Genomic DNA, 23630 nt, shown 5'->3' on the forward strand with positions numbered 1-23630 from the left:
AAAGGAATGGTTATGTTGAAGATCTGGGGACGCCTGACTTCCGTCAACGTTCAGAAAGTCATGCTGGCGGTGCGCGAACTGGCCCTGCCGCACTCCTTCACGCAGGCTGGCGGTCCGTTCGGCGTGGTCGATACGCCCGAATTCGCCAAGCTGAATCCCAACCGTACGGTCCCTGTCATCGACGACGGCGGCTTCGTGCTGTGGGAATCGAACGCTATCGTGCGCTATCTGTCCGCGCGCTACGGCGTCGGCAGCCTGTGGCCGGAAGACGTATGCCTGCGCGCCGACGCCGACCGCTGGATGGACTGGCAGGCCACCGAATGGCAGGGCGTCATGGGTCCGGCGTTCCTGGGCCTGATCCGCACACCCGAGGAAAAGCGCGACCGCGCCGCCATCGAAAACTCGGTCAAGCGTTCGAATGCCCGTGCCCTGATCCTGGACCAGGCCCTGCAGGGCCGCGAGTTCATCGCCGGCCGCCAACTGACCATGGGTGATATCGCCCTGGTCTGCTCCGCCCACCGCTGGCTGGCCCTGCCGATCGAACGACCGGACACGCCGGCGCTGTCGGCCTGGTACCGCCGCGTCATGATGCGTCCGGCCCCGCAGGGCGTGCTGACGCTGCCGCTGGAATAAGACACAGGGCCGCGGCCTCAGCCGCGGTCCACCTTCCATCCCAGTTCCGCTGAAATCCCCGCTGCGGCGCCCTGCACCACGGCGACCATGTCGCGCATGCGATCCAGCGACATATAGGGCACCGTGCTGGACACACTGATGGCGGCGACGATGCCGCTGGACGCGTCGCGCACGGGCGCCGCCACGCAGCGGATCGACGGTTCGTTGTCTTCCAGGTCGAACGCGTAGCCGTGGGCGGCATAGTCGCGCATACGGTCGCGGAAGGCCTCCCAGGTCTGGCTGCCGCCTCCCGCGCGCGACGACACCGGCGCGCCGACACGGTACAGCGCTTTCCACTGCGGTTCTTCGGTATCCAGCAGCAAGGCCTTGCCCACGCCCGTGGCGGCCAGCGGCATGCGGTGCCCCACGCGCGAGCGCATCTCCAGCCCCTTCTTGCCGGGGATCTTTTCCAGGTACAGGACTTCGTCGTTGTCGCGCACGGCCAGGTGGATGGTGTCGCCCGTCTGTTCCGCCAGGCTGTCCAGATAAGGACGCGCCAGCGTCGCCATCGGAAAGGCTTCGCGCGCCTGGAAACCCAGTTCGATCAGCTTCGGCCCCAGCACATAGCCCACGCCGGGCAGGGACCGCAGATAGCGTTCCTGCACCAGGCAGCTGGCCAGCCGGTGCGTGGTGCTGCGCGCCACGCCGATGCGGGCGCAGATTTCCTTCAGGTCGCGCGCGCCGCCGGACACGGCCTGCACCACCGCCAGGCCGCGCATCAGCGTCTGCGTGCCGGCGGGCGCGGCGCCATCGGGGTCCAGGGTGGGCGTACGGTCGGGAGTCTGCGTAGAGGTCATGAAAGCGGGGCCGGGCGACAAAGAGAACGATTGCAAGCATAACCGCCACCATCGCAGCGAGATGCGGGGAAAAGGCGCGCTTTCCGGGCGATATGCCCGGAGGATGCTCCAGGCGCAGGGAGCGCGTCTCATCACCATTCTTTCCCTGTATGTGGGATTTAATTCTATATTTTGAGATTTTTCAAGCGCTGATCTAGAATTTTTCCCATCGCCCGCCGCGTGCTCACGAACATCCGGCGGGCCTGAGACAACAAGGTCCGCAGAGCCCTGCCCCCGCGCCAGCCTCACCGCGCGTCCGCAGCCCGGTTTGCGGCCGGAAACGAGACAGCTTCTGATGACTACCGGATCTCCCGCCCGCGCGGCGCTTATCGCGCTGGATTGGGGCACCTCCTCGCTGCGCGCCTACCGTCTGGATGCCGCCGGCCGCACGCTGGATACGCGCCATCTGCCCTGGGGCATCATGCGCCTGCCGCAGCCGCTGCAGGACGGCGCCGCCACCACCGCCCTGTCGGGCTTCGAGCTGGCCTTCGAACAGGCTTGCGGCGATTGGCTGCGCGCCGAACCGGCCCTGCCTGTGATCGCCTGCGGCATGGTCGGCAGCGCCCAGGGCTGGAAGGAAGCCGCCTACCTGGACGTGCCGGTCGACCTGCAGCGCATCGGCACGCTGCTGACCAAGGTCGAACGCGAGGACGGCCCTGCCCTGCACATCGTGCCCGGCCTGATCCAGCGCCATGGCCTGCCCAACGTCATACGCGGCGAAGAAACCCAGGTCGTCGGCGTGATGGCGGACCAGGCGACCCGCAGCGCCGACAGCGTCCTGATAGGCCTGCCCGGCACGCATTCGAAGTGGGTCAGCGCCCGCCGCGGCCGCGTCACCCACTTCGACACCTTCATGACCGGCGAGGTCTACGCGGCGCTGCGCGGCCACACCATCCTGGGCCGGACCATGGCCGACGCCGCCAGCGCCGACATGGCCGCCTTCGAGCGCGGCCTGAAAGTTGCCGGAGCGCCCGCCGGCCGCGCGGGCGTGCTGTCCACCATCTTCAGCACGCGCGCGCTCGGCCTGACCGGCGAACTGGCGCCCGAATCGCAGGCTGACTATCTGTCGGGCCTGCTCATCGGCCATGAAATCGCGGCGCTTGCCGACATGCTGCAGCAGCAGGGCGAACTGCCCCGCATCGTGCTTTGCGGCGACCCCGCGCTGTGCCGGCGCTACATCCAGGCCATGCAGCACTACGGCCTGGGCACGCCCGAACAGGCGCAGAACGCCACCGAGCGCGGCCTGTGGCACCTGGCCATCTGCGCCGGGCTGATCGCCTCGCCCCCCACGGAATAGGAACCAAACATGAACCATCCCGGTCTGCAAACCGCCATGGCCCATTGCGGCCTGATCGCCATCCTGCGCGGCATCAAGCCCGCCGAGGCCGAAGCCATAGGGCAGGAACTCTATGCCGCGGGCTTTCGCCTGATCGAAGTGCCGCTGAATTCGCCCGATCCGCTGGACAGCATCCGCGCCATGCGCGCGGCGCTGCCCACCGACTGCCTGATCGGCGCGGGCACCGTGCTGGATCCCGAGGACTGCGCCCGCGTGCAGCAGGCCGGCGGCGAACTGATCGTCATGCCGCACAGCGACGCCGCAGTGATCCGCGCGGCCAAGGCGCTAGGCATGGCCTCCTGCCCCGGCGTGGCCACGCCCACCGAAGCCTACGCCGCACTGGCGGCCGGCGCCGACGTGCTGAAGATGTTTCCGGCCGAACAACTCGGCCCCGTCGTGCTGAAGGCCTGGCGCGCCGTGCTGCGCCCGCCGATCGCGCTGGCGCCCGTGGGCGGCATCACGCCCGACAACATCGCGATTTACGCCCAGGCGGGCGCCAGCGGCTTCGGCCTGGGCTCCGCCTTGTACAAACCCGGCCTGTCGGCCGCCCAAGTCGGCCAGAACGCGCGCGCATTCATCGCGGCCTGGCAACGCGCCTATCCCGCCCAGGAGACCCAAGCATGAAGATCACCAAGCTCACCACCTACATCGTGCCGCCGCGGTGGTGCTTCCTGAAGATTGAAACGGACGCCGGCATCGTAGGTTGGGGCGAACCGGTCGTCGAAGGCCGCGCCCATTCGGTCGCCGCCGCCGTCGAGGAACTATCCGACTACCTGATCGGCAAAGACCCCCGCAACATCGAAGACCACTGGACCGTGCTGTACCGCGGCGGCTTCTACCGCGGCGGCGCCATCCACATGAGCGCGCTGGCCGGCATCGACCAGGCCCTGTGGGACATCAAGGGCAAGGACCTGGGCGTACCCGTGTCGCAGCTGCTGGGCGGCAACGTGCGCGACCGCATCCGCGTGTACTCGTGGATCGGCGGCGACCGCCCGGCCGACACCGCCGCGGCCGCCAAGAGCGCCGTGGAGCGTGGCTTCACCGCCGTGAAGATGAACGGCACCGAGGAACTGCAGTACATCGATTCCTTCGACAAGGTCGAGAAGTGCCTGGAGAACGTGGCCGCCGTGCGCGACGCGGTCGGCCCCAACGTAGGCATAGGCGTGGACTTCCATGGCCGCGTGCACAAGCCCATGGCCAAGGTGCTGATGAAGGAGCTGGACCCGTTCAAGCTCATGTTCATCGAAGAACCCGTGCTGAGCGAACACTACGAAGCATTGAAGGAACTGGCCCCGCTGACCTCCACCCCGATCGCGCTGGGCGAACGCCTGTTCTCGCGCTGGGACTTCAAGCGCGTGCTGTCCGAAGGCTATGTGGACATTATCCAGCCTGACCCGTCGCACGCCGGCGGCATCACCGAGACCCGCAAGATCGCGGCCATGGCCGAGGCCTATGACGTGGCGCTGGCGCTGCACTGCCCGCTGGGCCCGATCGCGCTGGCCACCTGCCTGCAGATCGACGCCGGTTGCTACAACGCCTTCATCCAGGAACAAAGCCTGGGCATCCACTACAACGCCGCCAATGACCTGCTGGACTACGTCAGCAACCGCGAAGTCTTCGCGTACGAAGACGGCATGGTCGCGATTCCGCAAGGCCCGGGCCTGGGCATCGAGGTCAACGAGGAATACGTGAAGGAACGCGCCGCCGTGGGCCACCGCTGGCGCAACCCGATCTGGCGCCACGCCGACGGCAGCTTCGCCGAATGGTAAGCCGATAAAAATCAGCCGATAGAGAGAAAGAGGAGACATCCCTTGTCCACTGCCACCCACGCCGGCCTGCAGGGCGCCCAGCGCCCCACGCGCAGCCGGTACCTCATCATGGTGATGCTGTTCATCACCGTCGTCATCAACTACCTGGACCGCAGCAACCTGTCGATCGCAGCACCCGCGCTCAAGGACGAGTTCGGCCTGGACACCGTGCATGAAGGCCTGATCCTGTCGGCCTTCGGCTGGACTTACGCCGCCATGCAGATCCCCGGCGGCTGGCTGGTGGACCGCGTGTCGCCGCGCGTGCTGTACGCGGCCGCGCTGATCCTGTGGTCGGCAGCCACGTTCTTCATGGGCTTTGCCGGCAGCTTCGTCATCCTGTTCGTGCTGCGCCTGGCCGTGGGCGCATTGGAAGCCCCGGCCTATCCGATCAACAACCGCGTCGTCACCACCTGGTTCCCGGAACGCGAACGCGCCACCGCCATCGGCTTCTATACCTCGGGCCAGTTCGTCGGCCTGGCGTTCCTGACGCCGGTGCTGGCCTGGCTGCAGCACCATTACGGTTGGCATATGGTGTTCGTCAGCACCGGCCTGCTGGGCATCGTGTGGGGCGTGCTGTGGTTCATGATCTACCGCGAGCCGCGGCAGTTCAAGGGCGCGAACGCGGCGGAAATCGAGCTGATCCAGCAAGGCGGCGGCGTGGTCGACCTGGACCGCAGCGTCAAGGAAAAGAAGGCCCCGTTCAACTGGAACGACCTGGGCCTAGTCATGAGCAAGCGCAAGCTGTGGGGCGTGTACCTGGGCCAGTTCTGCCTGACGTCCACGCTGTGGTTCTTCCTGACCTGGTTCCCCACTTACCTGGTCAAGTACCGCGGCATGGACTTCATCAAGTCCGGCTTCCTGGCGTCGGTGCCCTTCCTGGCGGCCTTCATCGGCGTGCTGTGCTCGGGCGTGCTGTCCGACTTCCTGATCCGCCGCGGCGCCACCGTCGGCCTGGCGCGCAAGCTGCCCATCATCCTGGGCCTGCTGATATCCACGTCCATGATCGGCGCCAACTTCACCGACTCCACGCCTTGGGTGATCTTCTTCCTGGCCGTAGCCTTCTTCGGCAACGGCCTGGCGTCGATCACCTGGTCGTTGGTGTCCACGCTGGCGCCGGTGCGCCTCCTGGGCCTGACGGGCGGGGTGTTCAATTTCGTCGGCAACCTGTCGTCGATCTGCACGCCCATCGTGATCGGCTTCCTGGTGACGAAGGACAGCTTCGCGCCCGCCATCGTGTACGTGTCGTCGCTGGCCCTGCTGGGTGCGCTGTCGTACATCCTGCTGGTGGGGAAGGTGGAACGGATCGAGGCTTGAAGCGCCTCAAATTCCAATGGTCAGCACTAAAGTCGTGGGTGCGCCACGTTCCTGCGAGCACATCGATCACGCGCGCCTGGAAATTTCCAGTTGCGCAATCCTATGGCTACGGAATGTCGAATGTGAACGGCTACTGCATGTGTGGGCGGGACTTCAGTGTCCCTTGAGATTGATTCCACGTTACGCCCCTTTCCTATCCTCCACGCCCGCCGTCGACCAGCCCAGTATCTCCTTCTTATCTAACACTACTCTCAAGCCCTCAGTTGTGGCACAAGGTCCGATCTTGTCGGTCAGACTGCACAGCTGAAGATACTGCTGTCGCCCCATGCGCGAGAGAATCGTGACGTTTGAATAGGCATGCCCCGTTACTTCGCCTGCTGTAAATAGTTCTGCTTGACAGGCCGGCGGAGCAGACTTGATATGGCATGCGGCCTTCAGTACTGAGGCGCCCGTGTCGCTTACGGTGACAACCACCCCCCTTATGTCACCAAGACCGAGTGCCCGTATGGCAAGGCCATGCACATAACCTAGATTGTGGGTCGTTAGTATTAGCATGTAGATCAAGTACGCCCCGACACCCACGGTCATTGGAAGCGTTGGCCGTGGATCTTTAGCTAGCACCACGTTTGCACCGGAAATCGCGATGCACCAGATGCCAAGTGCGACCCACTGCATCCAATCCTCGAGCTCGAAAAGGAAAGAACCCGGCGAAGGACGAAACAGCAACACACCAAGCGCGCAGATTCCCCCTTGTAAGCTGAAGGCAAGGAGGATGCTTACGAGGCCCTCCAATTTCCTAAATGTTGCGCATATCACCGTCAAGATCAGCGTTGCAATCAAGACTCCACCGATCCAAATTTCATCGTTTGCGACGTTGTACCAGAGCATCGCAAGCCAGAGCAGTTGGCTAAGAATTGCTGCAATCGTCGAAGTCCGCCAAGAAAGGCGACTGCCCGAGCGTCGAAATGCGAAGGTGCTAGATATTCCCAGTATGGTGGGTAAGAGCAAAATCGCACCGAGCCACAGAAGTTGCGTTATGCCGAAGAATGCCGCTACGACCAGGAGCCCTGTTATGTCGCTAAAGTCGAAATCAGGAAGGAAGCCAAGCGGGAGAAAGTAGGTCAGCAGCGTGAGGGCTCCCACCGTGCCAGTAATGGCGCTGGCCATTGCGGGATGTGCACAAGTAAAATCCCAAATGCGCGCTGAAAGATCCGCGAGCTGCTTCAGCAGGAGAGGCTTAGGGCGGGACGAATAGATTGCGCTGGAGGGCAGCACGATAGTCGAATGTTCTGACATTTTTTGGCCGTTGTTGGGTTCAAGCCACTTGACGCCCTATGGCGCTGAGCCATCCCATTTTTTCAACCGTGGCATTCTTTGGTGGGAGCGTGCTTTCCTTGTGGTTACGGCATGTTAAATGTTCTATTAAGGACAAGGCTTACACGCCCCCGAAATCCCTTTAAATCGGCGACCACAGGGTCGCCGATTTAACATTCATTTCTGCTCAGATTTTCAACGATAGGCCAATATACGGACGCCTTTTCCAGCAGCCTTTCACATCAGCAGCCCTGCATCGCCAGCTTGCGTTGGCGCTGGTTGCTGGCGCGCTGCCACAGCACCAGGCCCAGACCCGCTGCGGCGATGATTGCGCCGGCGACCGGCACCGCGGCATAGCCCATGCCCGCCGAGATCACGCCCCCGCCCGCTGCGGCGCCTACCGCGTTACCCAGGTTGAAGGCGCCCACGTTCACTGACGACGCCAGCCCCGGCGCATCGGTGGCGGCGCGCATGACGCGCATCTGCAGCGGCGGCACCACCGCAAACGTGCCGAAACCGAAGATCAGCAGCCCAATGGCGGCGCCGGTCTGCGTCGTAGCGAGCCACGGGAATGCCAGCAAGTCGGCGATGATCAGCACCAGGAAGGCGATCAGGCTGCCATCCAGCGAACGGTCGGCAAAACGCCCGCCCACCGTATTGCCGATAGTGAAGCCGATGCCGATCAGCACCAGCATCGCCGTGACGAAGTTGGGCGATGCGCCCGTCAGTTCGGCCAGGGTCGGCGCCACGTAGGTGTAAAGCGTGAACATCGCGCCCGCGCCCAGCACCGTGGTGAGCAGGGCCACCAGCACCACCGGGCTCTTCAGCACGGCCAGCTCGCGGCGGATGTCGGGACGGCGTCCGGCCTCGCCGGCCGGCAGCGCGAACCACAGCGACAGCATCGCGATCAGGCCCAGCACCGAGGTCGCGGCGAATGACATGCGCCAGCCTATGACCTGGCCCAGCCACGTGGCTGCGGGCACCCCGCCGACGTTGGCGATGGTCAGCCCCAGGAACATGGTGGCCACGGCGCTGGCCTGCTTGTGGCGCGGCACCACGCTGGCCGCCACCAGCGAACCCAGGCCGAAGAAGGCGCCGTGGTTCAGGCTGGTGACCAGGCGCGCCAACAGCAGCGTCGTGTAGTTGGGCGACAGCGCGGACAGCACGTTGCCCACCGTGAAGATCGCCATCAGCACCAGCAAGGCGTTGCGGCGCGACCAGCGCGACAGCGCCAGCGTCATCAGCGGCGCGCCCACCATCACGCCGATGGCGTAGGCGCTGATCAGCATGCCGGCGCTGGGTATGGACACGTCCACCCCTTCGGCGATGACGGGCAACAGGCCCATGGGAGAAAACTCGGTCACGCCGATGCCGAAGGCACCGACGGCGAGCGCCAGCAATGGCAGGCCGGCCTTCACCGGCTGGGAGTCCTGGGGATTCATCTGGTTTCCTTGGGTTCGATTGCGCCGACCGGGAGAGCGGGCCGGCGCAAAGGGGCCGGAACGCGGGAAAACCCGGATCGGAAGACAGGCGTCCAGTATGCCGCCGTCATCCTTGCGAAAAAAGGCAGGAAACAGCGAAACACTTTTGACCTGGAGTCATGAATCCGGAAAAGGGGCCGATTCGTCTCAGGCCAGTCCCAGCAACCTTTCCGTCTCGCGCGCCAGGGCGACCAGGCGCGGGCCGATGTCGGCCGCGCGCTCGCGGTAAGGCCCGTCCTGCGCCGGCACGCCGCAATTGAAGACATACAGCAACGACTGATAGGGCCTGCCCAGCGGCGCGGCAAAGCCATAGGCGTCCGGCCGCCACTCCAGGTTGTTGCCGCAATATCCCTTGCGCTCCAGATCGCGGCGCGCGGCCGCCAGGCTGGGGAAGTGGGCATCGTAGTGCCGGGGATCCGCCACGCGCAGCTGGTTCAGGACGACCGCCCGCTCCTCATCCGACACCCGCGCCAGCCAAGCCTTGCCGGCGGCGCTGGACAACAGCGGCAGCGCCGCGCCTATGTCGGGCCGCGTCTGCAAGGCTTCGTTGGAGCGGGCCGTCTCCACGTACACCATCTGGAGGCGGTCACGTACCACCAGCGACACGGCGCCGCGCGCGTGGTCGGCCAGTTGCTTCATCAGCGGCCGCGCCAATTGCCGGATCTGCATGCTGGCGAGCAAGGGATAGCTCAGCGCCAGCACCGAGGCGCCCAGCCGGTAGCGCGCCGGCTCGCCCTCGCGTTGCAGAAAACCCAATTCAACCAGCGTATGCGTCAAGCGCGCCACAGCGCTGCGCGACAGGCCGGTCTGCTGCGCGAAGTCCTTGTTCGCCAGCACCGGGCGGTCGGCGCGAAAGCACGCCAGGATGTCGATACCACGCGCCAGCGTGGTGGTGAATTCCCGGTCCTGGTCATGCGTCATTCTGGCGCTCCAGCATTTTTTCCACGCGCGCCACCAGCGTCAGCAGACGCGGCGCGATGCGGCCACGCAGGTCGCCCGGCCGCAGCCGCGTCACGGGCACGCCGCAGTTGAACACCAGCGCCTGGCCGTCGACCCGCGTGCGCATGGGTACCGCCACCGCGTGCACGTCCGAGTGCCAGTCGCCCTGGCCCACGCAATAGCCATGCTCCGCGTAGTCGCGCTGAGCCTGCTCCCAGTCCGGCGCGTGACGCCGCCAGACGGCGGGATCCTGGCGCCGCAGCGCCGCCAGCAAGGGCTCAGCCTCGTCCGCCGGCGCCTGCGCGAGCCAGGCGCGCCCCATGGCCGAAGGCAGCAGCGGCAGCAAGGCGCCGATGTCCGGCCGGAACGACACGGCGTCATGGCCGCGACAGGTTTCCACGTACACCATGTTCAGGCCGTGATGCATGCCCAGCGAGGCCGAGCCGCCCGCCGCATCGGCCAGGCGCTTCATCAGCGGGCGCGCCAATTGGCGAACCTTGATGCTGGCCAGAAGCGGATAGCTCAGCGACAACACCGCCGTACCAAGCCGGTACCGCCGCAAGCCCCCGTCGTAGCGCAGCAAGCCGCGCTGCATCAGCGTGGTGGTCAAGCGTGAAATCGTGGCCTTGGACAGGCCGGTGCGGTCCGCCAGTTCGCGGTTGCTGAGCGCGGGTTCGCCATGCCGGAACGCCTGCAGCACTGACAAGCCGTGCGCCAGCGTGGTGGCGAAGGCGGGGTCGGCATGGCGCTCGCCGGGGCGGGTGGTCATGGTGGAGGTCCTGGGCGCGGCGCGCGCGGAATGCGCGGTCTGTCCCTGCCGATCATAGAGCAGCGACGGCCCGCCATGCGTTCAAGATATCAAAACACTTGTCTCAAATCCCGCGGCCTTTTGCTAGCCTGGATTCAACACGGCGCGGCACGCATCAGCGCCCATGATGAAACGGAGACTAGCCATGATCAGGGACCCTGACGGATTCCCGCAATTCCTCGAATCGCTGCGCCGCTACGTGCGAGAGCAACTGGCGCCGCGCGAAGCCGAGGTCGCCCGCCTGGACGAGGTGCCGCAGGACCTGGTCGCCAGTATGGCCGCGCAGGGACTGTTCGGCTATTCCATCCCGGAGCAATACGGCGGCGCCGGCATGACGACCGAGGAGCTGATCCTGGCGGCCATGGAACTGTCGCAATGCTCGGTGGCGTTTCGCGCCCGGGTCGGCACCAACACGGGCATCGGCTCCGAGGCGCTGGTGGCGGACGGCACCGACGCGCAGAAGGCCCGCTACCTGCCGCGGCTGGCCTCCGGGGAACTGACCGGCTGCTTCGCCCTGACCGAGCCGCAGGCGGGTTCCGACGCCACTGCGCTGCGCACCACCGCCGTGCGCGACGGCGACCACTACGTGCTGAACGGCGAGAAGTGCTTCATCACCAATGCCCCGCTGGCGGGCCTGTTCACCGTCATGGCGCGCACCGATCCCGATGCGCCGGGCGCCAAGGGCATCACCGCATTCATCGTGGAGCGCGGCACGCCGGGCCTGTCCACCGGCCAGCCCTACGACAAGATGGGCCAGGCCGGATCGCCGGTTTCCGCCGTGCATTTCGAGGACTGCCGCGTGCCGGCAGACTGCATCATCGGCGGCCAGGAAGGCGTGGGCTTCAAGACGGCCATGAAGGTGCTGAACAAGCAGCGCATCCATCTGGCCGCGCTGTGCATCGGCCCGGCGATCCGCATGCTGGACGACACGTTGCGCTTCGTGGCCGAGCGCCAGCAGTTCGGCAAGCCGCTGATGGACTTCCAGTTGATCCAGGCCATGCTGGCCGACTGCCAGACCGAGATCCAGGCCGCCCGCGCGCTGGTTCTGCAAACCGCCCGAGAGCGCGATGCGGGCGAGGACGTGACGCTGAACGCCTCGATCTGCAAGTACTTCGCGTCCGAGATGTGTGGCCGCGTGGCGGACCGATGTGTGCAGATGCATGGCGGGTACGGCTACATCGCCGATCACGGCATCGAACGCTTCTACCGCGACGTGCGCCTGTTCCGCCTGTACGAGGGCACCAGCCAGATCCATCAATTGAACATCGCCCGCCATACGCTGAGCCAGGCGGGCTACACGCCCGGCCGCTAGGGCAATACAGGGACCGCAGCCGCAAGAAGCCGGCGGCCCGCCAAACCAAAGGAGACTTCCATCATGCTGCACAAGCACCTGCCGAAGTGGATCGGCGCCATGGCCGCCGCCTTCGCCTGCGCGGCGCTGCCGCCGCAAGCCGCGGCCGCCTATCCCGACAAGCCCGTGAGGCTGATCGTGCCCTTCGCCCCGGGCGGCTCGACCGACATCCTGGGCCGCCTGCTGGCCGAGGCGCTGCATCCCATCCTGGGCCAGCCGGTCATTGTGGAGAACAAGCCCGGCGCTGGCGGCAACATCGGCGGCGATTTCGTGGCCCGCGCCGCGCCCGACGGCTACACACTGCTGCTGGCCGCTGCCGGTCCCACCGTCATCAATCCCAGCCTGTACGCCAACATGCCGTTCAATCCGGCCAAGGACCTGGCGCCCATCACCTGCCTGGAACGCGAACACAACCTGATGGTGGTGACGAAGTCCATGCCGGTGAAGACGCTAGAGGAGTTCCTGCAGTACGCGCGCAACAACCCCGGCAAACTGTCGTTCGGCTCTCCCGGCAACGGTTCGCCCGCGCAGCTGGCTGGCGAACTGCTCAAGCAGCAGACCGGCATCCAGGCCGAGCACGTGCCCTACAAAGGCACCGGCCCCGCCATCACCGACCTGGTGGCCGGCCACATCGATTTCATGATCGACAACATGCCGGCGCTGCTGCCGCAGGTCAAGGCGGGTGGCCTGCGCGCGCTGGCGGTGCCCAGCGACCAGCGCGCCACCGCCGCGCCCGACATCCCCACCTTCGATGAAGCCGGCCAGAAGGGCTTTGTGGTGATGGCCTGGAAGGGATTGATGGCGCCTGCCGGCACCGACCCCGCGGTGATCGAACGGCTGCACGCCGCCGTGGTCAAGGCGCTGCAAGACCCGCAGCTGCGCACCCGCTTCCAGGAGCTGGGCGCGGAACCGCTGGCCAGCACGCCCGCCGAGTTCGCCAAGCAGATCGCCGACGAAACCGCCTGGTGGGGCAAGCTGGTGCAGTCCACCGGCACCCGCATCCAGTAAACCCGCCGGGAGACCGCCATGCAAGCCTTGATCCGAACGCTGCGCGCACTGTGCGCCGTGGCCCTGCTGGGCGCGGCCGGGGCGGCGCAGGCCGCCGCCTACCCCGACAAACCGGTGCGCCTGATCGTGCCCTACGCGGCCGGCGGCGGCACCGACACCGCGGCGCGCATGATCGCCCGCAAGCTGGCCCCCTTGCTGGGCCGGCCCGTGGTGGTGGAAAACAAGCCCGGCGGCGCCACGCAGATCGGCACCGCCTTTGTCGCCAGCGCCGCGCCCGACGGCTACACCTTGCTGATGGGCACCGCCAACCTGGCGACCAACAGTGTGCTGTACGCCAAGCTGCCCTATGACGTGAAGAAGAACCTGACGCCCGTGATCTGGGCCACGGACGTACCGGTCTACCTGCTGCTTCCCGCAGCCAGCCCGATACGCAGCCTGGAAGACTTGAAACGCGCCGCCGCGCAACAGCAGGGGCTGACCTTCGCCACCGCGGGAACGGGCAGCATCCCCCATCTGGCGGGCGAACAGTTCGCGCACCAGACCGGTATCGCGCTGCGGCACATTCCGTACAAGGGCAGCAGCGAAGCCGCCACCGCACTGGTCGGCGGCCAGGTCCAGATGAGCTTCGACAACCTGCCGCCGGTGTATGCGCAGGTCAAGGCGGGACGTCTGCGCGCCGTCGCCATCGCCTCGCAAACGCGCAATCCCGAGCTGCCCGACGTGCCCACGCTGGCTGAACTGGGCGTGCCGATGTCGGCCTCGTCCTGGTGGGGCGTGATGGCGCCCGCCGGTACGCCCAAGGACGTGGTCGCCCTGCTGAACCGGCAGATCAACGCCGTGCTGGCCGATCCGGAAGTGCGCAGCTACTTCAACGGGCTGGGCATGCAAGCCACGGGCGGCACGGCCGAAGCGTTCGGCCGGCACATCGCCGACGAAACCGACAGATGGCGCGCCGTGGTCAAGCAGGCCGGCGTCAAGATCGAGGAATAAACCATGCAGTCCAAGCCAGAACGCAACGGCGGCGACGCCCTGCAAGACCTGTGCGCGCGCGTGCGCCGCTTCGTCGACGAGGTGGCGATACCGGCCGAGTCCCCCGCCATTGCCCGCGACGTGGCCGCGTTGGATCGCTGCGTCGCCCAATTGCGCATACAGGCCCGCGAGGCCGGCCTGTATGCGCCCCAGTTGCCGCAGGAATGGGGCGGACTGGGCTTGGGCTGGCGCGCCCTGGCCCAGGTGCTGGAAGAAGCGGGGCGCGGCTTCCTGGGCCCCGCCGCGCTGAACTGCGCCGCGCCCGACCAGCCCAACATGCTGACATTGCTGCGCCTGGGCGACACCGCCCAGCAGGAGCGCTTCCTCGCGCCGCTGGTGCGCGGCGAACAGCGCGCCTGCTTCGCCATGACCGAGCCCGCCCCCGGCGCCGGCTCCGATCCGTCCATGCTGCGCACGCGCGCCGAAAGGCGCAACGGACGCTGGGTGCTCAACGGCCATAAGCAATTCATCAGCGGCGGCGTGGGTGCGGATTTCGCGCTGGTGCTGGCGCGCACCGATACCGGCGCCACGCTGTTCCTGGTGCCGGCGGACACGCCGGGCTACCAGGTGGTGCGCGACATCGGCATGGTGACGGGCTACCAGATCGGCGGCCACGCCGAAATCCTGCTGCAAGACTGCGAGGTCGGTGACGAGGCCGTGCTGGGCGAGCCCGGCTGCGGCCTGGAATATGCGCAGCTGCGGCTGGAGCCTGCCCGCCTGTCCCATTGCATGCGCTACATCGGCCGCGCCCGGCGCGCGCTGGAGACGGCGCAGGCCTATGTGGTGCGGCGCGAATCCTTCGGCGCACGCCTGGCGGACCTGCAACAGATCCAGGCCATGGTCGCGGACTCCCACATCGACCTGCATGCCAGCCGCCTCATGACGCTGGACTGCGCAGCCCGCATGGACGAAGGCCTGTCGGTGAAACAGCACAGCGCCATGGCCAAGGTCTTCGTGTCCGAGGCCGTGAACCGCGTGGCCGACCGCGCCGTACAGATGATGGGCGCATCGGGCCTGTCGGACGACACGCCCGTATCCATGGTCTGGCAGGAGATGCGCCCCTTCCGCATTTATGACGGCGCCAACGAATTGCACCGCGCCACGCTGGCGCGCCGGCTGCTGGCCTGAGCCCTTAAGGAGACGAACATGGAAAATCCCGAATTCCAGGCCTACCGCCTGCACGCAGGCGCGGCGGGCGAACCGCCGCAGGGCCGTTTCGACACGCTGACCGCGGACCAGTTGTCCGCGGGCGACACGCTCATCAAGGTGGCCTATGCCGGCCTGAACTACAAGGACGCGCTGGCCCAGGCCGGCCGCGGTGGCATCATCCGCGAGTATCCGCGCATCGGCGGCATTGACCTTTCTGGCACCGTTGTGCATTCCGCCGACCCTGCGCTCGCGCCCGGCCAGGAGGTCGTGGTGCATGGCTTCGGCATCGGTGTGGATTGCGACGGCGGCTATGCCGAGTATGCGCGGGTGCGCCACGACTGGGTGCTGCCGCTGCCCGCCGGCATTGGACTGCGCGATGCGGCCGTGCTGGGCGCTGCGGGCTACACCGCGGCGCTCTCGCTGCACTGGATGGAGCATTGCGGACTGACGCCGGAACAAGGCGAGGTCCTGGTCACCGGCGCAACCGGCGGCGTTGCCGGCGTCGCCATCGACATCCTGAGCCAGCGCGGCTATCGCGTCTGCGCCATGTCCGGCAAGCCGGATGCGGCGGACTATCTGCGCTCGTTGGGCGCGCAAGAGGTGATTGCCCCGCCCGACCTGTCGGCCGGCATCAAGCCGCTCATGAGCGCGCGCTGGGCCGGCGTGGTCGACTCCGTGGGCGGGCCGCTGCTGGCCCACGCGTTGGCCAGCCTGAAGCCGGACGGCGTGGCCGCCGCCTTCGGCAACGCCGGCGGCGCGGAACTGCCCACCACCGTCATCCCTTTCATCTTGCGCGGCGTCAAGCTGCTGGGCATCAACGCCAACAGCCCCATGCCGCTGCGGCGCCAGGTATGGAACAAGCTCGCCGCCGAATACCGCCCCGCGCACCTGGACCTGATCGCGCGCGTCATCGAACCCCGCCAGCTGCCGCAAGCGCTGGCCGCCATGCTCGAACGCGGCAGCACGGGCCGCAGCGTCGTGCGCTACTCCTGATTTTTCATCGCCACATCATGACTGACTCTTCCCTGTCCCGCCTCTTCAATCCGCAAGGCATCGCCATCGTCGGCGCCTCGGCCACGCCCGGCAAGATCGGCGCGATGCCGGTGAAGCTGCTGCTCCAGCACGGCTACGGCGGCCGCATCATCCCCGTCAACCCGCGCGCAGACGCAATCGCCGGCCTGCCGGCCGTACCCGGCCTGGACGCGCTGGACGCGGAGGTGGACCTGGCCATTCTGGCCGTGCCGGCCGCTCATGCCGCGCAGGCGCTGGAACGCGCCCGGCCCGGCCAGGTAGGCGCCGCCGTGGTGTTCACCTCGGGTTTTTCCGAGACCGGCGCGCAAGGGGCCGCGCAACAGGAACGGCTCTGCGCCATCGCGCGCGAGCGCGGCATCCGCCTGCTGGGGCCGAATTGCCTGGGCTTCATGAACGTGCGGCGCAATGTCTACGCAACGTTCTCGCCCGCCCCCGCCAACGGCATCGTCGCCGCCGGCGGCATTGGCATGGTGTCGCAGAGCGGCGCATTCGGCGCCTACGCCTACAGCATGGCGCGCGAGCGCGGCCTGGGCCTGTCGCACTGGATCAGCACCGGCAACGAGGCCGACATCGACGTGGCCGACTGCATCGAATGGCTGGCTCGCGACGCCGATACGCGCGTCATCATGGCCTACATGGAAGGCTGCCGCGACGGCGCCAAGCTGCGCCTCGCCCTGGCCGCGGCGCGCACGGCTGGCAAACCCGTCGTCGTCACGAAGATCGGCCGTACCCAGGCCGGCGCGCAAGCCGCAGCTTCGCATACCGCTGCGCTGGCCGGCGATGACGCCGTCTACGACGCGCTGTTCCGCCAATACGGCGCCCTGCGCGCGCGCACCATCGAGGAATTCTTCAACCTGGGCTATGCGCTGGACACCTGGAAACAGCCGCCGCAGGGCCGCCGGCTGGGGATCTTCACCATCTCTGGCGGCGTGGGCGCCTTGATGGCCGACGAGGCCGACGACACTGGCCTGGCGCTGCCCGAGCCCGCCGCCGAAGCGCAAGCCCGCCTGCTGGAGCGCGTGCCCTTCGCCAGCGGCCGCAATCCCGTCGACGTCACCGGCCAGGCCGTGTCCGAACCCGGGCTGCTGCTGGCCACCGCCGACGACATGCTGGCCGATGGACGCTACGACGCGCTGGCCGTCTTCCTGGCCGCCGCTGGATCCTCCGAAGCCTTGTGGCCTACCTTCGAGGCTTTCGCAAGGCAGATGCAGGCCCGCCATCCGGACGTGCCGTTGGCCATCAGCGCGCTGTTCCCGCCCGCGCGCCGCCGGGAACTGGAGCAACTGGGCTGCCTGGTGTTCACTGATCCCAGCGCCGCCATCCGCACGATAGGCGCGGTGGCCGGGCTGGCTGCTCATACGGGTAGCGACGTGGTTGACGATGCTCCCACGATGCCCGCGGCGCACACACCGCCATTGCTGGACGCCTACAACGAAGTCCAGGCCATGGCGCTGCTGCGCCAGGCCGGCTTGCCGGCCTCGCCCTGCACGCTGGCCGCCGACGTGGACGCGGCGGTGCGCGCCGTCGCCGAGCTGGCTGCTACGGACGGCGACGCCGCTCCCGTCGTGCTCAAGGTGGTATCGCCCGACATCACGCACAAGAGCGACGTAGGCGGCGTGAAGCTCAACATCCGCGGCGAAGCCGCCGTGCGGCAGGCCTATGCCGACATCATGGCCGCCGTACGCCAGCACCGGCCCGACGCCCGCATCGACGGCGTGCTCGTCGCGCCCATGGCGCCCAAGGGCGTGGAATGCATCGCCGGCGTGCATTGCGACCCGGTGTTCGGCCCGGTCGTCATGTTCGGGTTGGGCGGCGTCTTCGTCGAAGTGCTCAAGGATGTAAGCTTCCGCCTGGCCCCCTTCGATCGCGAGGAAGCCCTGGCGATGATCCGCGAGATCAAGGGCTACGCGCTGCTGCAAGGCGCGCGCGGCGCGCCTCCTTGCGACGTCGATGCGCTGGCTGACGCGCTGGCGGCGCTATCCCGCTACGCCCACGCGCGGCGGGAGGACTTCAGTTCAATGGAGATCAATCCCTTGCTGGCGCTGCCCGAGGGACAAGGGGTGGTGGCACTGGATGCGGTGGTGATGCGGGGCTAGGCGCCACCCAGACGGTGGCGCCGATGCGGCCGCGGGCGGCTACGCGTCCATCCCCCACCGCCTGGCATGCTTGCGGGTGTTGGTCTTGATCCAACGCCCCAAGCGCTCGATCAACGTGCGCTCCGCGCCCCCCGGCGCCTGCGCCAGCAGTCCTGCCTGCACCTCATCCAAGGCGACGGGAAGCGCATCCACCAGCGACTCCCCTGCTGCCCTGACGTAGCGCAGGGCAAAACCCAACTCCCTAGCCATGGTCGCGATATGTTCCGCGCCGATGCTGCCCGGCTTCACTTCACCGCCGATCGCAAACGCGAAATTGCGAGCAAGCCCGGAGTACATGCCCGTGCACATCAGGTCATAAAAGGGCGCCAGCCGGTATCGGCCATCTTGCGTCTGCAGCACGGACAGGTTCTTGGCATGGCTATCGTTGTTGCCGACGCACAAGTTGAAGAATATCCATTGCAGGAATCGCTTCAAATCCGCCGCGCCGATGCCCATGCTTCCCAACAGCTCCCGACATTGCTGCAGCGACGGACCGCCATCGGACTCATACTTCACGTCGGACGGTTTGCCAGCCAGCTGGCAGAGATCCAACTGATGCAGCCGCAGCAAACCACCCTTGCCGTCAGGCTTGCGGTCATACCGGGTAATCAGGCATGCGCGCGTATCGGGCTGATAGCGGACTTCCGCCACGCCCAGGCCCATTCTGGCGGCCAACTGCATGACCAGCGTTTCGTTCAGGGCCGATGACCATACGCCATCGAGGCCGCGAATATCCGGCTTCAGAATATGCGTGGACGGCGCAGCCCCCTCGGGTATCGCTGGCGAACCATCGGGCATGACCGTCAATAGAAGCTTGTCCTGCGCCCCGGCCAGAGAAATGCGGGCGCCCTCGGCGTTCTCCGCCGCCAGCGCGGGCACGGCCACGTTTTGCAGGCGCTTTGTCACGTCCTGCCATGTAGCAACCCGGTGGCGCGCCGGCGCGGGCCGCTCCCCTTGCGGCAGTATCGTCAACCCGCTGGCGGTATCCCCGCCCACGCTGCGCAGCAGACCGAAGACCGTGGTGGCATGGCGGCTGACCTGCAGAAACTTGCGTACATGCCCTTCGGGCAACAGGTTTTCAAAAAAAGCATGCACGGCATCGCCCGCATGATCGCCGCTGCGCAGAGGCACCGACGGCGAAATGGCATGCGCGCCAGACCAATTCAGCCAGGCATCTTCGTACACGAAGCGCAACGGCCTCTCGTCGAACAAGCGGCCGACCTTGCGGTCAGCGTGATAGAGGTCCAGCGCGTCAGCGACGGTCATGGCAGCCTCGGGCGCTTGGGCGCTACCTGCACTTCCAGGCCCAGCAGATCCAGCATGTCCAGCACCTTCTGCAATTGCAGCGTGGGCTTGCCGCGCTCCAGATCCACCACATAGCGGTTGCCGGTGCCAGACAGGCCAGCCAAGTCCGCTTGCAGCAAGCCCTGCGAGCGCCGCACGGCCTTCACCAATTCGCCCAATTCGGTCGATGTGCGGATCGTTACGCCGGCCCCGCCTGCGAGCTCGGCAGGAATATCTTGCGAGGGCATGGCCGCCTCCAAAATTACCGATCGGTAATTTTAGGATAAAAATTTGATTGGCGCAGGAAAAAAATTACCGAGCGGGAAAAATTTGTCGCGGCACATTTTTCTACGGTGAAAAAATTACCGAACGGGAATAATTTTTTCTATCCAAGCGGATTTTTTGTACAAAATTACCGATCGGTAATTTTTTAATCACTGCTTGTGAAACGTCTCCCAAAAGAAAAAAGGCGCCAAGGGGCGCCTTTCTTCCTTCAAGCGGATGCGCCGCTTACTTCAGCAGCAACGCATTCAAGCGCTTCACGAACGCGGCCGGGTCGGCGATCTGCGCGCCTTCGGCCAGCAGCGCCTGATCCAGCAGCAGGCGCGCCCACTGGTCGAATTCGCCGTCTTCGGCAGCGCGGATGCGGGCCAGCAGCGGGTGCTCCGGGTTGATTTCCAGCACCGGCTTGACGTTGGGCGCTTCCTGGCCGGCGGCCTTGAGCATGCGCAGCAGGTGCGGGCTGAGTTCGTTCTGGCCCACCACCACGCACGCCGGCGAGTCCACCAGGCGCAGCGTCACGCGCACTTCCTTGACCTGGTCTTCCAACGTCTTCTGCAGGCGCTCGACCAGCGGCTTGAAGTCCTCGGCCACTTCGGCCTGGTGCTTCTTTTCTTCCTCGTCGGCCAGCTCGGCCAGGTCCAGGCCGCCCTTGGCCACCGACACCAGCGACTTGCCGTCGAATTCACGCAGATAGGACAGCATCCATTCGTCCACGCGGTCCGACAACAGCAGGACTTCGATGCCCTTCTTGCGGAAGATTTCCAGATGCGGGCTGTTGCTGGCCGCGGCGAAGGTATCGGCCGTGACGTAGTAGATCTTGTCCTGGCCTTCCTTCATGCGCGACACGTAGTCGGCGAACGACACGGTCTGGGCCTGGTCGCCCGTGTGGGTCGAGGCGAAGCGCATCAGCTTGGCGATGCGTTCCAGGTTGGCCGAGTCCTCGCCCGCGCCTTCCTTCAGCACCTGGCCGAACTCGGACCAGAACGTGGCGTAGTCTTCCGGCTTGTTCTCCGCCATGTCTTCCAGCAGCGACAGGATGCGCTTGGCCGAACCCTCGCGGATGGCGCGCACGTCGCGGCTTTCCTGCAGGATTTCACGCGACACGTTCAGCGGCAGGTCGGCCGAGTCGATCACGCCGCGCACGAAGCGCAGGTACGACGGCAGCAGCTGGTCGGCGTCGTCCATGATGAAGACGCGCTTGACGTACAGCTTCACGCCGTGGCGGCCTTCGCGGTCCCACATGTCCATGGGCGCATGCTTGGGCACGTACAGCAGCTGCGTGTATTCGCTGCGGCCTTCGACGCGGTTGTGGGTCCAGGCCAGCGGGTCGTCGTAGTCGTGCGACACCGTCTTGTAGAACTCGCGATACTGCTCTTCCGTGACGTCCGACTTGCTGCGGGCCCACAGCGCATTGGCCTGGTTCACCGTTTCCAGTTCTTCGGTCTTGACCTGCTCGCCCTTTTCCTGGTCCCACTCTTCCTTGGCCATGCGGATGGGCAGGGAGATGTGGTCCGAGTAGCGGCGCAGGATCTCGCGCAGCTTCCAGCCGTTGAGCAATTCGTCTTCGTCGGCGCGCAGGTGCAGCGTCACGTCCGTGCCGCGCGTGGCCTTCTCGGCAGCGGCGATGGTGAATTCGCCCTGGCCGTCGGATTCCCACTGGATCGCGTCCGTGGCGCCGGCGCGGCGGCTGACCACCGTGACCTTGTCGGCCACGATGAACGACGAATAGAAGCCCACGCCGAACTGGCCGATCAGCTGCGCATCCTTCTGCTTGTCGCCGGTCAGCTGCGAGAAGAATTCCCGCGTGCCGGAGCGCGCGATCGTGCCCAGGTTGGCCACGGCTTCTTCACGCGACAGGCCAATGCCGTTGTCGGAAATCGTGATGGTGCGGGCGGCCTTGTCGTAGCTGACCGTGATGGCCAGTTCGCCATTGCCTTCCAGCAGTTCGGGCTGGTCGATGGCCTCGAAGCGCAGCTTGTCGCAGGCATCCGATGCGTTCGACACCAGCTCGCGCAGGAAGATTTCCTTGTTGCTGTACAGCGAATGGATCATCAGGTGCAGCAGCTGCTTCACCTCTGCCTGGAACCCCAGGGTTTCGGACGTGGAAGGCGTGGCGGTTTGGCTCATAGTTCTACGTGGCTAGGTAAAAATTAGGGACGGTTATTGGCTGCCGGGACATCTGGCCCCCGCGGCCGCCGGGAAACCCTACTGATGTGGGGGCCAATGGCGCACTTTCAAGGGCGGGCAAAAAAACCCCCGCAGGTTCTAGCCTCCCCTTTTGGGGAGTGGCGGCAGCGCCTCAGAAAATCGAGAACACCTTGCGGTAACGTGTCTTGGCTTCCAGCACGGCTTCATACTGCGGCACTGCCAGCTTGCCGGCCCGGACCAGCTTGCGTATGTCGGCAGCCGTGATCTGCCGTGTTTCTTGCGAACTCAGCAGGAAATCCGCCGCGCCGCGGTCCATGATCTGATAGATCGAATGGGAAATCAGCTGCGAGGGTCCAAGCTCATCCAGGTAATAGAGCTTCTCTCCCTTCTGCCAGACCGTGCCGAAGTTGTGATAAACCACGCCGCGCTTGATCCATTCCCCAGCCGGCGCATCCGCCAGCTGGTTGACCAGCGTGGAACGGGACACCAGCCCGCCGCCCCCGCCCCGCGAGTTGCGGGCCCAAACTTCCTGCGCCTGCAGGAACAACGTCTGTTTGCCGTCCGTGTACACGTATGGCGACAGCTCGGTGAAGGATCCCGAGGCGAAGGGATCGTCGCCAGCCCGTTCCACCTGCCGCGTCTGCGTGTTGTAGAAAAAGATGCCGTCCTTGCTGCGGAACAGCGCCTGGTACACATGCCGGCCGTGCTCGTTGAGCAGGCGGTACGGCGCATGCGCCGCGTCGAAGGGCTGCGCGCCCACATACACCATGCCGTCGCGGGGGTCTTGCAGATAGGGCTGGCGGTACAGGTCGCCCACCATGAAGGTGTGCAGCGCGGGATCATCCGACAGCGGCAGCAACTGTTCGTGGAAATAGACGCGGCGGCCATCGGCGAAGAAATCGTCGCTGGAACGCACGTCGCCATCCCGGCCTGCAGGCAGGCGGCGCAGCGAAGCGGGCGCCGCCTGCGGCATTTCGCGGCCGCGGTAGTACACGCGTACATCGTCGGTGGCCAGCTCGCGGTCCAGCAACGGCCGGTAGGGCCGGGCGCTGGCCGGCAGGACGACGAACGGATACAGGTAGGTCTGCGGCTTGGGGCCGGCGTCCGCCCGGTACTGGATCTTCTGCCAGAACTCGTCCAGCATGCCCAGTTCCTCGTTGCGCACACTGTGCATCGAACAAAAAACCGTAACCGCGCCGTCGCTGAAATAGCTGTTGCCCAGGTAGCGTGCCGACGCCGGCTTCATGTCCGGCAGGAGCTGGTTGCCGCAATACACGTGCCGCTGGTCCCTGGCCGCCTGCCTTCCATCGAAAGCCCCGGTATCGAAGGCCGCGAAACTGGCTGGATCGGCCTCGTCCATGCGGTAATAGCCGTTGCTGGGGACCGCGGCGTAAACGCCGCCCTGATAATTCTTATAGATGCTGTTGCCGTAAGACTGCCCACGGTCGACGGCCGCGAAGTCGTCGCCGTCCATCAACCAGAACAACAGGAACATCGGCAGCGCGGCGATGATCAGAACCAGCGTGATCAAGGCCCATTTGGCGCGTTTTTGCATGGAGTGGCGGGGCTGACCTGCCGTTGATTGGCGACCAGGGATTCTAACCAGCGGCGGAGATCCCGGCCCGCGCCTGCGCCCCCTCCCGGTCCGTCCCCGGACGGCACGGGGCCTTCCCCGCTAAAATCCCGCACTTTCCTCCCCTACCC

General features: G+C 66.2%; 20 protein-coding genes. 11 read left to right on the forward strand and 9 right to left on the reverse strand.

The features are described from left to right. Positions 1 to 12: 12 nt before the first annotated feature. The gene (locus tag DXK93_RS14935; protein ID WP_054459332.1) at positions 13 to 633 is read left to right on the forward strand and encodes a glutathione S-transferase family protein; all 621 of its coding nucleotides are present in this window, start codon (positions 13 to 15) and stop codon (positions 631 to 633) included. Positions 634 to 650: 17 nt separating this feature from the next. Here DXK93_RS14935 and DXK93_RS14940 read toward each other — a convergent pair whose 3' ends face one another. After that, positions 651 to 1469: an IclR family transcriptional regulator gene (locus tag DXK93_RS14940; protein WP_054459330.1), complete on the reverse strand. Its 819-nt coding sequence runs from the start codon at positions 1467 to 1469 to the stop codon at positions 651 to 653. 334 nt (positions 1470 to 1803) lie between these two features. Here DXK93_RS14940 and DXK93_RS14945 point away from each other — a divergent pair, with 334 nt between their 5' ends. From DXK93_RS14945 to DXK93_RS14960, 4 genes are read left to right on the forward strand one after another with little or no spacing between them, the layout of a single operon-like run. Continuing rightward, the gene (locus tag DXK93_RS14945) at positions 1804 to 2805 is read left to right on the forward strand and encodes a 2-dehydro-3-deoxygalactonokinase (RefSeq protein WP_054459328.1); all 1002 of its coding nucleotides are present in this window, start codon (positions 1804 to 1806) and stop codon (positions 2803 to 2805) included. Between the two features lie 9 nt (positions 2806 to 2814). After that, positions 2815 to 3468: a 2-dehydro-3-deoxy-6-phosphogalactonate aldolase gene (locus DXK93_RS14950; RefSeq protein ID WP_054459326.1), complete on the forward strand. Its 654-nt coding sequence runs from the start codon at positions 2815 to 2817 to the stop codon at positions 3466 to 3468. Continuing rightward, positions 3465 to 4613, forward strand: a complete 1149-nt coding sequence (gene dgoD / locus DXK93_RS14955; protein ID WP_054459324.1) for a galactonate dehydratase — start codon at positions 3465 to 3467, stop codon at positions 4611 to 4613. Before DXK93_RS14950 ends, dgoD begins: the two co-directional genes overlap by 4 nt. A gap of 42 nt (positions 4614 to 4655) precedes the next feature. Next, a complete protein-coding gene (locus DXK93_RS14960; RefSeq protein ID WP_119450466.1) occupies positions 4656 to 5966 on the forward strand; it encodes an MFS transporter in 1311 nt (436 codons plus the stop codon). 180 nt (positions 5967 to 6146) lie between these two features. Here the strand turns inward: DXK93_RS14960 and DXK93_RS14965 are convergent, their stop codons facing one another. The 4 genes from DXK93_RS14965 to DXK93_RS14980 all read right to left on the reverse strand — a co-directional run bounded on the left by DXK93_RS14965 (position 6147) and on the right by DXK93_RS14980 (position 10469). Beyond that, entirely contained in the window at positions 6147 to 7262 is a 1116-nt protein-coding gene (locus DXK93_RS14965; RefSeq protein WP_147400247.1) for a hypothetical protein, read from the reverse strand. Between the two features lie 260 nt (positions 7263 to 7522). Beyond that, entirely contained in the window at positions 7523 to 8722 is a 1200-nt protein-coding gene (locus tag DXK93_RS14970; RefSeq protein ID WP_119450468.1) for an MFS transporter, read from the reverse strand. Between the two features lie 186 nt (positions 8723 to 8908). Next, on the reverse strand, positions 8909 to 9682 hold the full coding sequence (locus DXK93_RS14975; protein ID WP_119450469.1) for an IclR family transcriptional regulator: 774 nt from the start codon (positions 9680 to 9682) through the stop codon (positions 8909 to 8911). Beyond that, a complete protein-coding gene (locus DXK93_RS14980) occupies positions 9672 to 10469 on the reverse strand; it encodes an IclR family transcriptional regulator (protein ID WP_119450470.1) in 798 nt (265 codons plus the stop codon). Before DXK93_RS14980 ends, DXK93_RS14975 begins: the two co-directional genes overlap by 11 nt. Before the next feature lie 184 nt (positions 10470 to 10653). Between DXK93_RS14980 and DXK93_RS14985 the strand changes: the two genes are divergently transcribed. From DXK93_RS14985 to DXK93_RS15010, 6 genes are all read left to right on the forward strand, one after another. After that, complete coding sequence (locus tag DXK93_RS14985) at positions 10654 to 11820, forward strand: acyl-CoA dehydrogenase family protein (protein WP_119450471.1); 1167 nt, start codon at positions 10654 to 10656, stop codon at positions 11818 to 11820. Positions 11821 to 11883: 63 nt separating this feature from the next. Then, positions 11884 to 12867, forward strand: coding sequence for a tripartite tricarboxylate transporter substrate binding protein (locus DXK93_RS14990; RefSeq protein ID WP_119450472.1), 984 nt, complete (start codon positions 11884 to 11886; stop codon positions 12865 to 12867). Positions 12868 to 12885: 18 nt separating this feature from the next. Then, positions 12886 to 13857, forward strand: a complete 972-nt coding sequence (locus tag DXK93_RS14995) for a tripartite tricarboxylate transporter substrate binding protein (RefSeq protein WP_119450473.1) — start codon at positions 12886 to 12888, stop codon at positions 13855 to 13857. A gap of 3 nt (positions 13858 to 13860) precedes the next feature. Continuing rightward, positions 13861 to 15024: an acyl-CoA dehydrogenase family protein gene (locus tag DXK93_RS15000; RefSeq protein ID WP_119450474.1), complete on the forward strand. Its 1164-nt coding sequence runs from the start codon at positions 13861 to 13863 to the stop codon at positions 15022 to 15024. 18 nt (positions 15025 to 15042) lie between these two features. Further along, entirely contained in the window at positions 15043 to 16038 is a 996-nt protein-coding gene (locus DXK93_RS15005) for an acryloyl-CoA reductase (RefSeq protein WP_054459308.1), read from the forward strand. 17 nt (positions 16039 to 16055) lie between these two features. Then, positions 16056 to 18173, forward strand: a complete 2118-nt coding sequence (locus DXK93_RS15010) for an acetate--CoA ligase family protein (protein WP_119450475.1) — start codon at positions 16056 to 16058, stop codon at positions 18171 to 18173. Positions 18174 to 18212: 39 nt separating this feature from the next. Here DXK93_RS15010 and DXK93_RS15015 read toward each other — a convergent pair whose 3' ends face one another. The 4 genes from DXK93_RS15015 to DXK93_RS15030 form a co-directional block, all read right to left on the reverse strand. Continuing rightward, positions 18213 to 19478, reverse strand: a complete 1266-nt coding sequence (locus tag DXK93_RS15015; protein ID WP_119450476.1) for a type II toxin-antitoxin system HipA family toxin — start codon at positions 19476 to 19478, stop codon at positions 18213 to 18215. Beyond that, positions 19475 to 19744 (reverse strand): helix-turn-helix domain-containing protein, encoded by a 270-nt coding sequence (locus DXK93_RS15020; protein WP_119450477.1) that lies wholly within the window; start codon positions 19742 to 19744, stop codon positions 19475 to 19477. Before DXK93_RS15020 ends, DXK93_RS15015 begins: the two co-directional genes overlap by 4 nt. 262 nt (positions 19745 to 20006) lie before the next feature. Further along, positions 20007 to 21905: a molecular chaperone HtpG gene (gene htpG, locus DXK93_RS15025; protein ID WP_119450478.1), complete on the reverse strand. Its 1899-nt coding sequence runs from the start codon at positions 21903 to 21905 to the stop codon at positions 20007 to 20009. Between the two features lie 172 nt (positions 21906 to 22077). Next, positions 22078 to 23481, reverse strand: coding sequence for a DKNYY domain-containing protein (locus DXK93_RS15030; protein ID WP_119450479.1), 1404 nt, complete (start codon positions 23479 to 23481; stop codon positions 22078 to 22080). Between the last annotated feature and the right edge of the window lie 149 nt (positions 23482 to 23630).

The sequence above is a fragment of the Achromobacter sp. K91 genome (assembly GCF_003576205.1).
In the GTDB taxonomy this organism is placed as follows: Bacteria; Pseudomonadota; Gammaproteobacteria; order Burkholderiales; family Burkholderiaceae_B; genus Achromobacter; species Achromobacter aegrifaciens.

What these genes read in the sequence shown, in the direction of transcription:
- DXK93_RS14940 (WP_054459330.1), bottom strand. Translation starts at nt 1,469, where the DNA reads ATGACCTCTACGCAGACTCCCGACCGTACGCCCACCCTGGACCCCGAT.
- DXK93_RS15020 (WP_119450477.1), bottom strand. Translation starts at nt 19,744, where the DNA reads ATGCCCTCGCAAGATATTCCTGCCGAGCTCGCAGGCGGGGCCGGCGTA.
- DXK93_RS14990 (WP_119450472.1), top strand. Translation starts at nt 11,884, where the DNA reads ATGCTGCACAAGCACCTGCCGAAGTGGATCGGCGCCATGGCCGCCGCC.
- DXK93_RS15000 (WP_119450474.1), top strand. Translation starts at nt 13,861, where the DNA reads ATGCAGTCCAAGCCAGAACGCAACGGCGGCGACGCCCTGCAAGACCTG.
- DXK93_RS15030 (WP_119450479.1), bottom strand. Translation starts at nt 23,481, where the DNA reads ATGCAAAAACGCGCCAAATGGGCCTTGATCACGCTGGTTCTGATCATC.
- DXK93_RS14945 (WP_054459328.1), top strand. Translation starts at nt 1,804, where the DNA reads ATGACTACCGGATCTCCCGCCCGCGCGGCGCTTATCGCGCTGGATTGG.
- DXK93_RS14980 (WP_119450470.1), bottom strand. Translation starts at nt 10,469, where the DNA reads ATGACCACCCGCCCCGGCGAGCGCCATGCCGACCCCGCCTTCGCCACC.
- DXK93_RS14995 (WP_119450473.1), top strand. Translation starts at nt 12,886, where the DNA reads ATGCAAGCCTTGATCCGAACGCTGCGCGCACTGTGCGCCGTGGCCCTG.
- dgoD (WP_054459324.1), top strand. Translation starts at nt 3,465, where the DNA reads ATGAAGATCACCAAGCTCACCACCTACATCGTGCCGCCGCGGTGGTGC.
- DXK93_RS14935 (WP_054459332.1), top strand. Translation starts at nt 13, where the DNA reads ATGTTGAAGATCTGGGGACGCCTGACTTCCGTCAACGTTCAGAAAGTC.
- DXK93_RS15005 (WP_054459308.1), top strand. Translation starts at nt 15,043, where the DNA reads ATGGAAAATCCCGAATTCCAGGCCTACCGCCTGCACGCAGGCGCGGCG.
- DXK93_RS15010 (WP_119450475.1), top strand. Translation starts at nt 16,056, where the DNA reads ATGACTGACTCTTCCCTGTCCCGCCTCTTCAATCCGCAAGGCATCGCC.
- DXK93_RS14985 (WP_119450471.1), top strand. Translation starts at nt 10,654, where the DNA reads ATGATCAGGGACCCTGACGGATTCCCGCAATTCCTCGAATCGCTGCGC.
- DXK93_RS14975 (WP_119450469.1), bottom strand. Translation starts at nt 9,682, where the DNA reads ATGACGCATGACCAGGACCGGGAATTCACCACCACGCTGGCGCGTGGT.
- DXK93_RS15015 (WP_119450476.1), bottom strand. Translation starts at nt 19,478, where the DNA reads ATGACCGTCGCTGACGCGCTGGACCTCTATCACGCTGACCGCAAGGTC.
- DXK93_RS14965 (WP_147400247.1), bottom strand. Translation starts at nt 7,262, where the DNA reads ATGTCAGAACATTCGACTATCGTGCTGCCCTCCAGCGCAATCTATTCG.
- DXK93_RS14950 (WP_054459326.1), top strand. Translation starts at nt 2,815, where the DNA reads ATGAACCATCCCGGTCTGCAAACCGCCATGGCCCATTGCGGCCTGATC.
- DXK93_RS14970 (WP_119450468.1), bottom strand. Translation starts at nt 8,722, where the DNA reads ATGAATCCCCAGGACTCCCAGCCGGTGAAGGCCGGCCTGCCATTGCTG.
- htpG (WP_119450478.1), bottom strand. Translation starts at nt 21,905, where the DNA reads ATGAGCCAAACCGCCACGCCTTCCACGTCCGAAACCCTGGGGTTCCAG.